Genomic DNA, 11772 nt, shown 5'->3' with positions numbered 1-11772 from the left:
AGCGATGACGAGCCAGCGATGACGGGACGCCTGGCCGAAGCCAGCCGCGCGGCGTTGAGCGAGGGCGGCGAACTGGCATCGAGGATCGATGCCTTCGCGCCGCGCGCGGCGCAGCAGGACCTGTCCGCCGCGATCGCCGACGCCTTCGAGACCCGCGGCACGCTCATCGCCGAGGCCGGCACCGGCACCGGCAAGACCTTCGCGTACCTGGTGCCCGCGCTGCTGTCGGGCATGAAGACGATCATCTCCACCGGCACCCGCGCGTTGCAGGACCAGCTCTACCACCGCGACCTGCCGCGCGTGCGCGATGCGCTGGGACGCGGATTGAAGACGGCGCTGTTGAAGGGCCGCGCGAACTACCTGTGCCTGTACCGCTTGGACCAGGCGAAGGGCGAGCCGAAGTTCGCCAACCGCGAACAGATCGCGCAGTTCCAGCGCATCGTGGCGTGGAGCGGGCGCACGCGCATGGGCGACCTCGCCGAAGTGGAGGCACTGCCCGAAGATTCGCCGCTGCTGGCGATGGTGACCTCGACCGCCGACAACTGCCTGGGCAGCGAATGCCCGTTCTTCGGCGACTGCTTCGTCGTACAGGCGCGCCAGCGCGCGCAGGCCGCCGACGTGGTCGTGGTCAACCACCACCTGCTGCTCGCCGACCTGGCGCTCAAGCAGGAAGGCTTCGGCGAAATCCTCCCCGGCGCGCAGGCGTTCGTCGTCGACGAAGCGCACCAGTTGCCGGACCTGGCCGCGCAGTTCTTTGGCGAGGCGCTCAGCGCACGGCCGCTGGTGGAGCTGGCGCGCGACGCCATCGCCGAGTGCAAGGACGTCCCCGGCTCGCTGGCGACGGTGCAGGCACCGGCGCGTGAGCTGGAGCACGCGGTGCGCGCACTGCGCAGCGCGATGGACGAACTGCCGGTGCGCGGCACGCGCCGGCGCGCGGGCGAGTCGGCGGCCGCCGAACAGGCCTTCGAAACGCTGGATGCTGCGCTCGACCACCTGCGCGCCGTGCTCGAGCCGCTGCGCGATGCCGCGCCGGGTTTCGAAGGCTGCGCCGCGCGCGCGCAGGAATTCCTCTCGCGCTTGCGTCGCTGGCGAGGCGAGGCGACGCCGGGCGACGCCGACGTCGACCTGCCATTGGACGAATCGGAGGCAGCGCCGGACGACATGGACATCCCGCCGTCCGCGCAGCGGGCGGACGACGGCGGCGTGCACTGGTACGAGCTGACCGCGCGTGGCTTCCGCCTCAGCCGCACCCCCCTGGATGTCGCCGGCCCCTTGGCCCAGCACCGCGAGCGCTCCCACGCCGCGTGGGTATTCACCTCGGCCACGCTCGCGGTCGGCGGCCGTTTCGACCATTACGCGGCCAAGCTCGGGCTGAAGGATCCGCGCACGTTGCTCGCCCCGAGCCCGTTCGACTGGCCGCACCAGGCCCTGTGCTACCTGCCCACGGGCCTGCCCGACCCGATCGTGCGCCACTACAGCGAGAGCCTGGTCGACAAGTTGCGGCCGGTGCTCGCGGCGTCCAACGGCCGCGCGTTCCTGCTGTTCGCCTCGCATCGTGCACTGCGCGAAGCCGCCGAGTTGCTGCGCGATGGGCCGTGGCCGCTGTTCGTGCAGGGCGAGGCGCCGCGCCCGGTGTTGCTCGAGCGCTTCCGCGCCTCGGGCAACGGCGTGCTGCTCGGCGCGGCGAGCTTCCGCGAGGGCGTCGACGTCGTCGGCGAGGCGCTGAGCGTGGTGATCATCGACAAACTGCCGTTCGCCGCGCCGGACGATCCCGTGTTCGAGGCGCGCCTGGAGGCGATCCGCCGCAACGGCGGCAATCCCTTCCGCGACGAGCAACTGCCGCAGGCGGTGATCGCGCTGAAGCAGGGCGCCGGCCGGCTGATCCGCAGCGAGGGCGATCGTGGCGTGCTGGTACTGTGCGACCCGCGGATCACCTCGAAGACCTACGGCAAGGTATTCCTCGATTCGCTACCGCCGTTGCCCAGGACGCGGCGCCTGGATGATGTGGTCGCGTTTTTTGCGCCAGAATCCCATGCACAAGAGCCGCCTCCTGCTGACCCCGTGCCTGATCGACCATGAAGCTTCTCGCCATCGAAACCGCCACCGAAGCCTGCTCCGTCGCCCTCTGGCTCGACGGCGAGGTGCGCGAGCGTTTTGAGCTGGCGCCACGCCGGCACGCCGAGCTGACGCTGCCGTGGGCCGGGCAACTGCTCGCCGAGGCGGGCGTCGCCAAGTCGCAGCTCGATGCGATCGCCATTGGACGCGGCCCGGGCGCGTTCACCGGCGTGCGCCTCGCAATAGCGATCGGACAGGGCATGGCGCTCGCGCTCGATCGTGCCGTGGTCCCGGTTTCGACACTGGCAGCGCTGGCGCTCCAGGCCAACGGATCGCGCGTGCTCGCCGCCATCGATGCGCGCATGGGCGAGGTCTATGCGGCCGCGTTCGAACTGCGCGACGGCGATGCGATCGCGCTCGATGCCGAACGGGTCGTGCCGCCGGACGCGGTGGTGTTGCCCGACGAGGCCCCCGGTTGGCAGGGCGTGGGCACCGGCTTCGCCGCGCAGGGCGAGGCCCTGGCCGCGCGCCTGCGGCCTCGGTTTGCTGCGATCGACGCCGCCGCGTTGCCGCATGCCGGCGACGTCGCCCGCCTGGCCGCGAAGGCCTTTGCCCGTGGCGAGGTCGTGGCGCCCGAATTTGCCGAGCCGGCCTACCTGCGCGACAACGTCGCCCTCACCATCGCCGAGCAGCAGGCGCTGCGCCGCTCGCGCTAGGGAACTCCCCACCTTCGGCCCGGGTCATTCCCTCCGACATCCGAAGGAGGGCAACCATGGCCGCAGGTGTGAAAGATCCGGGCAAGCGCAGCCGCATCATCGGCGAGGCCAAGTCCATCGTGCTGATGCTGGCGTTGCTGGCGGTCGCGCGCACGTCGTTCGCCAACCACTACACGGTGCCCAGCGGTTCGATGGAGAACACGCTCAAGCCGGGCGACCACGTCATCGTCGACATGTCGGCCTACGGCCTGCGGGTTCCGTTCACCGATATCACCCTGGTCGAACGTGGGCAGCCGCAGCGCGGCGACATCGCGGTGTTCAAGTCGCCCGTCGACGGCACGCGCCTGATCAAGCGCGTGGCCGCGGTGGGTGGCGATCGCGTCAACGTGGTCGATGGACACCTCACCATCAACGGCGTGTCCCTGGCCGCGCAAGCGACGCCCTATGTAGAGCGCTTCGGCGCGCACCGCGCCGAGCTCAACCTCGATCGCGGCGGCGGTCGCGACGTGCTGGATACGGTCATTCCGGCCGGGCAGGTGCTGGTGTTGGGCGATCACCGCGGCGACAGCTTCGACGGCCGCTACTTCGGCCTGGTGCCCGCGACGTCCCTGTACGCGAAGGCGACGTACGTGTACTGGCGCAGCGGCGAAGGCCCGGTCTGGAAACGCCTGTGATGCAGGACGGCCCGGGGCCTCAGTCGTCGATCAGTTCGCCGCCCGGCATGAACAGCCACGTGCGGGTGACGTGCAGGATGTCGGGGTCTTCTTCGGTCTTGGGCAGCGGCGCGTAGGGCTCGGCGAGCTTCGCGATGCGCAGTGCCGACGAGTCGAGCAGCGGGATGCCGCTGGACTCGATCACCTGCGCGCGTTCAACCGTGCCGTTGCGGCGGATGGCGATGGTGATGACGACCTTGCCGGCCAGGTGCCGCTGCCGCGCCTCATCCGGGTAATTGAGATTCCCCACCCGCTCCACGCGCTTGACCCATTCGCTCAGGTAGGTCGCCCAGGCGTACTCCGTGGTGCTGGCGGAGACGAACTTGCGCTTGGGACGCTTGGCATAGCGCTCGGAGCGCAGGTGGATTTCCGCGGCCAGGCGGGCCATGGCGATGTCGCGGGCGACCTTCTCGCGGCCCCGCGGCAGCAGCTGCTCGTCGGGCGGCGGCGTGGCCCGGGCCCGGGCGACCTCGGTCACGCTGTGCAGGGTGCTGATCACCCGCTCCCGCGGTGCCGGCTGCGGTGCCGGCGACTGCGCGCGCAGCGGACGCGGGGCGATCCCCGGCTCGGGCTGCGGGGCCAGGCCGGACTGGCTTTCGCGCGGGCGGGTGGTCTTGTCGTGCTCGCCGCCGCCCTGGTTGGTGGCCTGGGCGAGGAAGTCGGCCTGCTTCTGCGTCAGCGGCGAGGTCGTTTCGGTGAGGATCACGTCCAGCGTCGGCATCACCGGCGCCGCGCTCTCCACCGCCCAGCCCACCCCCAGCAGGAGCATGGCGTGGACCAGCACCGACAACACCATCGTCGCGCTGATGCGCCGGTTCTCGCCCAGGGCGTATTCGCCGGGGTGGGGCGGGACGCGGGCGGCGACCGTACTCATGCGGATAGTTTCTGCTCGATGCAGTCGAACAGCAGGCCGGCGATGTTCAAGCCGAACTGGGCATCGAGCTCACGGATGCAGGTCGGGCTGGTGACGTTCACCTCGGTCAGGTAGTCGCCGATGACGTCCAGGCCGACGAAGACCATGCCGCGACGGCGCAGCTCGGGGCCGACCTGGGCCGCGATCCAGCGGTCGCGGTCGCTCAGGGGCTGGCCGCGGCCCTTGCCGCCGGCGGCCAGGTTGCCGCGGAACTCGTCGCCTTGGGGGATGCGCGCCAGGCAGTAGTCCACCGGCACGCCGTCGATGAGCAGGATGCGCTTGTCCCCCTCATTGATCTCGGGAATGTAGCGCTGGGCCATCGCGAGACGTTGCCCGCCCTCGGTGAGGGTTTCCAGGATCACGTTGTTATTGGGGTCGCCGGTTCGCGCCCGGAAGATCGATCGCCCGCCCATCCCGTCGAGCACCTTGAGCACGGTGTCGCCGTGCTCGGCGACGAACGCCTTGATCTGGGCGGCATCCCGGCTGACCAGGGTCGCGGGGATGCACTGCGGAAATTCCAGCGCCGCCAGCTTCTCGTTCATGTCACGCAGCCCCTGGGGGTCGTTGACCACCAGGGCTCCGGCACGCTGGGCCAACCCCAGGATCTGGGTGTCGTTGACGTAGTCCGGATCCACCGGCGGGTCCTTGCGCATCAGCACGATCTGGCCGGGACCGAAGGTCCAGTGGGTCCAGTCGCCCAGTTCGTACCAGCCGGCCGGATCGTCCTTCACCGCCAGGGCGGCCACGGTCGCCTGGGCCCGGCCTCCGGACACGGCCAGGCCGCCGGGACGGACGTACCAGAGCCGGTGCCCCCGGCGCTGGCCTTCCAGCAGCATGGCGAAGGTGGAGTCCTTGGCGATCTTGATGGACCCGATCGGATCCATCACCACGATGATGTCGACACCCGGTTGCGAGGGCATGTTGGCTGTGGTGAAAACGATGCGCGCGATGGTAGCAGGCGGGGTCCGAGGCGCGCCCGCGCATGCCGCAAAACGTCACGTTCTGGCCGCGCAAGTGCAAACCGGGTCGCGATTGTGCAGCCCCGCACATTCAGGGAGGCCGCCCTGTGAGATGTCGCTTGACAGTACGCGCTATGCTTGAAATAAAGGCACTTCGCGACGTGCGGGGCTCGCCGTGATCGCACAGGGGATTGAAAGCATGCAAGAGGGTCGCAACGGCAACCTCGACGGTCTGAAGGTCATGGTGATCGACGATTCCAAGACCATTCGCCGCACCGCCGAGACCTTGCTCAAACGGGAAGGGTGCGACGTGGTGACCGCGACCGATGGCTTCGAGGCCCTGGCCAAGATCGCCGACCAGCAGCCGCAGATCATCTTCGTCGACATCATGATGCCGCGTCTGGACGGCTACCAGACCTGCGCCCTGATCAAGAACAACCACCTGTTCAAGAACACGCCGGTGATCATGCTGTCGTCCAAGGATGGCCTATTCGACAAGGCCCGCGGCCGCATCGTCGGTTCCGAGCAGTATCTGACCAAGCCATTCACGCGCGAGGAGCTCCTCGACGCGATCCGTAATCATGTACACGCCTGACCGGGGGGTAGGGCATCAATGGCACGTATTCTGCTGATCGAGGATTCGCCGACCGACACGGCGGTTCTCACCCAGTTGCTGGAACGCAATGGACACCAGGTCCTTTCGTCCGGCAGCGCCGAAGACGGCATCGCCGCTGCGAAGCGCGAAATGCCCGACCTCGTCATCATGGACGTGGTCCTGCCGGGCATGAATGGCTTCCAGGCCACGCGCGCGCTGTCGCGCGATGCCGCGACCAGCGCCATCCCGGTGCTCATCGTGAGCACCAAGGACATGGACACCGACAAGGCTTGGGGCATGCGCCAGGGCGCGCGCGACTACATCGTCAAGCCGCCGCGCGAGGACGAGCTGATCGCCCGCATCAACGCAGTGCTCGGTCACTGAACAGGTTTCCCAAGTGAGCAGCAACGCTTCCGCGCTCAGTCCGTTCGAGCTGTTGGCCGACTACGAGCAGCGCAGCCTCGAGCATGTCGCCGGTTTGCCGGAACAGCTCGATGCGCCCGGCCTGTGGCGCGGCGTCGGCTACCGCGTCGGTTCGACCCGCCTGGCTTCGGGCTTCGACGAAGTGCGCGAGATCCTGCCGCTGCCCCCGATCACCCAGGTTCCGGGTGCGCAGCCTTGGATGCTGGGCGTGGCCAACGTGCGCGGCAACCTGCTGCCCATCGTCGACCTCAAGCAGTTCCTGGAAGGCGAGCGCACCGTCCTGCATGAAAGCCAGCGCGTGCTGCTGGTGCGCCAGCCCGGTGGCGACGTCGCCGTGCTGATCGACGAGCTCTACGGCCAGCGCAGTTTCACCGAGCCGCAGAAGCTCACCGACCTGCACACCGAAGACAATCCGCTTTACCAGGGACGCTACGCCCACTTCGTCGACCGCGCCTACCGCGTCGACCAGCATGCGTGGGGCATCTTCAGCCTGGACCGGCTGGCCCGTACACCCGAATTCCGTCAAGCCGCCGGCTGACGTCATCCAACAACCAGCAACACGCAAGCAGCAATCGCCAACGAGGTTGAACCATGAGCACTGTGATGAATCCCAAGGGCCGCGGCCTCGGCGTCAATACCTGGTTGACGATCCTCGGCATCTCGGTGGTCATCTTCGGCCTCAACGCCGGTTATGCCACCTACAAGGGCTCGCGCCTCGCCAACGCCAGCTCCTCGGCTTCGGCACTACAGGTGAATTCGCAGCGCCTGGCAGTGCAGGGCGCCGAGGCCGTGGCGGGTGACCGCGAGGCCTACGCGGCCTTCAAGGCCACCAAGGCACAGATGGACGCCGACGTGAAGCAGCTCAACGATCGTTTCGGCGGCGAACTGGGGGTGTCCGGCGACATCGAAAAGGTCAGCAACACCTGGGACCTGGTAGGCAAGAACGCCGACCAGGTCATCTCCTCCGAAGCGGCCGTGACCGGGCTGGCCAGCAAGGCAGACAGCTTCTCGGCCAAGGTGCCGCAGCTGCAGGCACGCCTGGACGAACTGGTGCGCGCGATGTCTTCGAGCGGTTCGCCGGCCTCGCAGGTCTACCTCGCGCTGCGCCAGAACGTACTCGCGGGCCAGATCGACAAGAACATCACCGCGATGCGCGCCGGCGGCGCGGGCGCCTCGATCGCCGGCGACCAGCTGGCCCGCACCGCGGCCGTGTTCGGCAACGTGCTGTCCGGCCTGCGCAAGGGCGACGCCGCGCTGGGCGTCACCCCGCTCTCCAACGGCGGCGCGCTCGCCGCCCTCGGCCAGGCCGAGACGCTCTGGACCGACATGAAGAAGGACCTGGACGCGATCAGCGCCGGCTCCAAGAACCTGTTCAACGCGCAGGCCGCGGCGGGCACGATCACCAGCGAATCCAACACCCTGCTGGGCCAGAGCGAATCGCTGTTCCGCTCGCTGACCGCGTTCGGTTCGGTGCGCAGCAAGAACCCGATCGGCCACATCCTGGTATCGGTGCTCTCGGGCATCGCCGCGATCATCGCCATCGCCGGCTTGCTGTTCTCGCTGAACCGCGCGCAGCAGAAGCGCTACCAGACCACCAAGGAACTCAACGACCGTAACCAGGAGGCGATCATGCGCCTGCTGGACGAAATGGGTTCGCTCGCGGAAGGCGACCTGACCGTAAAGGCGACCGTCACCGAGGACATGACCGGCGCGATCGCGGACTCGATCAACTTCGCCGTCGAACAGTTGCGCAGCCTGGTGCAGACGATTACCGACACTTCGGTGCAGGTGGCGTCGAGCGCGCAGGAAACGCAGGCCACCGCCATGCACCTCGCCGAAGCCGCCGAACACCAGGCGCAGGAAATCAGCTCGGCCTCCGACCGCATCAGCGAAATCGCGGCGAGCATCGACCAGGTGTCGAAGAACTCCGCCGAGTCCGCGGACGTGGCGCAGCGCTCCGTGCAGATCGCGACCAAGGGCGCCGGCGTCGTGCGCCAGACGATCGCGGGCATGGACTCGATTCGCGACCAGATCCAGGAAACCTCGAAGCGAATCAAGCGACTGGGTGAGTCGTCGCAGGAAATCGGTTCGATCGTGGAACTGATCAACGACATCTCGGAACAGACCAACATCCTGGCGCTGAACGCGGCGATTCAGGCGGCCTCGGCCGGTGAGGCGGGCCGCGGCTTCGCGGTGGTGGCGGACGAAGTGCAACGACTCGCCGAACGCGCCTCGAACGCGACCAAGCGAATCGAAACGCTGGTGCAGACGATTCAGTCGGACACCAACGAAGCGGTGTCCTCGATGGAACAGACGACCTCGGAAGTGGTTGCCGGTGCACGCCTCGCCGAAGACGCGGGTACCGCGCTGGGCGAGATCGAAAAGGTGTCGTCCGACTTGTCCGGACTGATTCAAGGCATCTCGACGGCGGCGAAGCAGCAGTCCAGCGCTGCGTCGAACATCACCCAGACGATGAACACCATCCAGTCGATTACCGCCCAGACCTCGCAGGGTGCGAGCCAGACGGCGCAATCGATTGGAAACCTGGCGCAACTCGCGGCGGACCTGCGCCGTTCGGTCGCCGACTTCAAGCTGCCGGCCTGATCGATAGCGGACGGAACGAATAACGTGATGCTCGGCCAGAAGGCAAATCGCAACGCGTCCGCGCCCGCCCATGGGGCAGGCGTCATGGGCGCGCGCCGACACGGAGGCAACCCATGACCGTGTTGCGCGACGCGATCGACACGACCACGCTGGGCTGGGTAAAGCCCGAACTCGATGCCACCCTGCGCCTGGCGCGGGACGAAATCGAGGCGTTCGCTGAAAACCCCTCGCTGGTCTCGCACATGAAGACCTGCGCGGCGCACATGCACCAGGTGCATGGCACGCTGCGCATGATCGAGCTGTATGCGCCGGCGATGGTCGCCGAGGAGATGGAGCGGCTGTCGCTGTCGCTGCTGCGCGGCGAAGTCGCCGAGCGCGACGACGCCTGCGCGGCGCTGATGCGTGGCGTGGTGCAGCTGCCCGATTACCTGGAACGCCTGCAGGGCGGCCACCGCGACATTCCGATCGTGCTGCTGCCGCTGCTCAACGAACTGCGTGCGACCCGCGGCGAGCCTGGTTTGAGCGAAAGCGTGCTGTTCTCGCCCGACCTCGACCGTCCGCTGCCGGAAGACCTGCCCGCACCGGCGCCGTCGGCGCCCAAGCCGGCCCGCGATGAACTGATGACGCAACTGGGCGCATTGCGCGACGCGCTCAACGCCTGGCCGGAAGACGGCGCGCCCGCCGATGCCACGCAGCTCGCACGGACCGTCGACTCGCTGCTCGCACAGGTCGATACCGAACCCCTGCGGCGCATGCTGTGGGTCGCCTCGTCCGTCGCCGGTGCTCTGCGCGACGGCGCGTTGGCCGCCAATCGCGGCGTGCGGCAGGCCTTTGCAGGCGTCGAGCGCGAAGCGCGGCAGACGCTGGTCGACGACAGCTTCGGCTTCGCCGCGCCGCGCGCGGATGCCGCCGCCGAACCCACCCGGCAGCTGCTCTACCACGTCGCGCACAGCACGAGCCAGCATCCGGCGCTCAACAGCCTGCGCCAGACCTTCGACCTTGCCGGCCAGCTGCCGAGCGAGGACGAACTCGAACATGCACGCGGCAGCCTCAGCGGCCGCAACCGCGCCCTGCTCGACACCGTATCGGCCGCGATCAAGGAAGACCTCCTGCGGGTGAAGGACGCGCTGGACCTGCACCTGCGTACGCGCCAGACCGACGTCAACGAACTGCAACCGCAGGTCGATGCACTGACGCGCGTCAGCGATACGCTGGGCATGATGGGCCTGGGCGTCGCCCGCAACGTGGTCATCCAGCAGCGCGATGCTATGCGCGAAATCGTCACCGGCCGCCGCGCCGCGGACGAGGGCGCGCTGCTCGATGTCGCAGGGGCGCTGCTGTACGTCGATGCGTCCCTGGACGACCAGGTCGCACGTCTTGGTCGCCCCGATGCGGGCGGCGAGGAAGATCTCGCCACTGGCGAGCGCAACAAGGTCATCGACGTCGTGGTCCGTGAAGCCATCGCGAACTTCGGCGACGCCCGCCAGTCGTTCGTGGCATTCGTCGAAACCGGCTGGGAGCACGCGGAGCTCGGCGAAGTCCCGCGCCTGCTGGATGAAGTCGGCGGCGCATTGCGCATGCTCGAGCAGCAGCTTCCCGCCGATTACCTCACCGCGGTGAAGCGCTACGTCGAAGTCGAACTGCTCAACCGCAAGCGCGTGCCGAACAGCCAGCAGCTCGACACCATGGCCGACGCGCTGGCCAGCCTGGAGTACTACCTCGAAGCATTGCGCGACCAGCGCCCGGCCCGCGACGAAATCCTCGAGATCGCGCGCCACGCACTCGAGCGCCTGCGGTATTGGCCGCTGCCGGCGGTGGAAGAAGCGGGCGCGCCAACGACCACGGCAGAGGCGCTGCAATTGTCGCCGGAACTGGTCGATGCGCTGGACTTCGGCAAGATCGAGCCGTTCCGTGGCGGCGCACAGGGGCAGGCGGAACCTGCACCGGCGAGTGCGCCGACGCATTCGATGGTCGATGTTCCGGTCGAACCCGCGCCGCCGGCAACTACGGCCGCCCCGGTCGCCAGCAGCGCCGATGCGGTCGCCGCCGGCGGCTTCGAGCGCAGCGACGACATCGACGACGAAATCCGCGAAGTCTTCCTGGAGGAACTGCAGGAAGAAATCGCCAATCTCGGCGAGCTGCTGCCGCCGTGGCGCGAACACCCCGACGACGGCGAGCGCCTGCGCCCGATCCGCCGCGTCTTCCACACCCTCAAGGGCAGTGGCCGCCTCGTCGGCGCCAAGACCTTGGGCGAGTTCAGCTGGAAGGTCGAGAACATGCTCAACCGCGTGCTGGACGGCACGCGCCCGGCCAGCCCCGCGGTCGTCGCCCTCGTCGGGCAGACCTACGACGCGCTGCCCCAATTGCATGCCGCGCTGCGCGGCGAAGGCTCGATCACCGCTGATCTGGCCGGCCTCGAAGCGGTCGCGGATCGGCTTGCGGCAGGCGAGGAAGCGTTCTTCACTCCGGCCGCCGTGGCGCCTGCGCCGCAGCCAAGTAGCGAAGGCGAGCCGGAGTTGGCCGAGGCGGCGATCGTCTCGATCGATGCCGGTGACCTGCACGCCGAAATCCCTGGCATCGAACCAGAACTTCCCGCCGCGCAGGCCAGCCTCGAGCCTGCGCCAATCCCGGGCGTGCGCGCTTCGGTGGATGCGGTTCTGCTGGAAATCCTCGCTGGCGAAGTCGGCGGCCACCTGGTCACGATCGAGAGCTGGCTGGAAAGCGCGCGCAACATGCCGCAGCCGGCGACAGAATCGCTGCAGCGCGCGGTGCACACGCTCAATGGTGCATTCGC

Annotated in this window: 9 protein-coding genes and 1 pseudogene; 8 read left to right on the top strand and 2 right to left on the bottom strand. The window is 68.4% G+C overall.

The genetic code is table 11. The features are described from left to right. Window positions 1-18 precede the first annotated feature (18 nt). Genes yoaA through lepB form a run of 3 tightly spaced genes read left to right on the top strand, consistent with a single transcriptional unit; the run spans window position 19 to window position 3445 of the window. Window positions 19-2079 carry a DNA repair helicase YoaA gene (gene yoaA / locus BP05_RS06955; protein ID WP_496361841.1) on the top strand — a complete coding sequence of 687 codons (2061 nt, stop codon included), beginning with the start codon at window positions 19-21 and terminating at the stop codon, window positions 2077-2079. Continuing rightward, entirely contained in the window at window positions 2076-2771 is a 696-nt protein-coding gene (tsaB, locus tag BP05_RS06950; protein WP_496361839.1) for a tRNA (adenosine(37)-N6)-threonylcarbamoyltransferase complex dimerization subunit type 1 TsaB, read from the top strand. Before yoaA ends, tsaB begins: the two co-directional genes overlap by 4 nt. A 56-nt stretch (window positions 2772-2827) precedes the next feature. Then, window positions 2828-3445 carry a signal peptidase I gene (lepB, locus tag BP05_RS06945; protein WP_496361837.1) on the top strand — a complete coding sequence of 206 codons (618 nt, stop codon included), beginning with the start codon at window positions 2828-2830 and terminating at the stop codon, window positions 3443-3445. A 19-nt stretch (window positions 3446-3464) separates the two neighbouring features. Here the strand turns inward: lepB and BP05_RS06940 are convergent, their stop codons facing one another. Both BP05_RS06940 and gshB read right to left on the bottom strand, forming a co-directional pair. Then, window positions 3465-4358, bottom strand: a complete 894-nt coding sequence (locus BP05_RS06940) for an energy transducer TonB (RefSeq protein WP_496361835.1) — start codon at window positions 4356-4358, stop codon at window positions 3465-3467. Further along, complete coding sequence (gshB, locus tag BP05_RS06935) at window positions 4355-5317, bottom strand: glutathione synthase (protein WP_496361833.1); 963 nt, start codon at window positions 5315-5317, stop codon at window positions 4355-4357. The genes BP05_RS06940 and gshB overlap by 4 nt, the downstream gene beginning before the upstream one ends. Before the next feature lie 238 nt (window positions 5318-5555). On the opposite strand from gshB, the gene pilG reads away from it, so the two are divergent. From pilG to BP05_RS06910, 5 genes and pseudogenes are all read left to right on the top strand, one after another. After that, window positions 5556-5951: a twitching motility response regulator PilG gene (pilG, locus tag BP05_RS06930; protein WP_496362318.1), complete on the top strand. Its 396-nt coding sequence runs from the start codon at window positions 5556-5558 to the stop codon at window positions 5949-5951. An 18-nt stretch (window positions 5952-5969) separates the two neighbouring features. Further along, a complete protein-coding gene (locus BP05_RS06925) occupies window positions 5970-6335 on the top strand; it encodes a response regulator transcription factor (RefSeq protein ID WP_496361831.1) in 366 nt (121 codons plus the stop codon). 13 nt (window positions 6336-6348) lie between these two features. Then, a complete protein-coding gene (locus BP05_RS06920) occupies window positions 6349-6912 on the top strand; it encodes a chemotaxis protein CheW (protein ID WP_496361829.1) in 564 nt (187 codons plus the stop codon). 53 nt (window positions 6913-6965) lie between these two features. Further along, window positions 6966-8978, top strand: a complete 2013-nt coding sequence (locus BP05_RS06915; RefSeq protein ID WP_496361827.1) for a methyl-accepting chemotaxis protein — start codon at window positions 6966-6968, stop codon at window positions 8976-8978. Between the two features lie 113 nt (window positions 8979-9091). Continuing rightward, a pseudogene (locus BP05_RS06910) lies at window positions 9092-11275 on the top strand (FimL-related protein); the annotation flags it as partial. Window positions 11276-11772: the final 497 nt, after the last annotated feature.

The sequence above is a fragment of the Lysobacter oryzae DSM 21044 genome (genome assembly GCF_059568595.1).
Note: the sequence above shows the minus strand (reverse complement) of the source record. Positions and strands in the feature narration are given on the sequence as shown.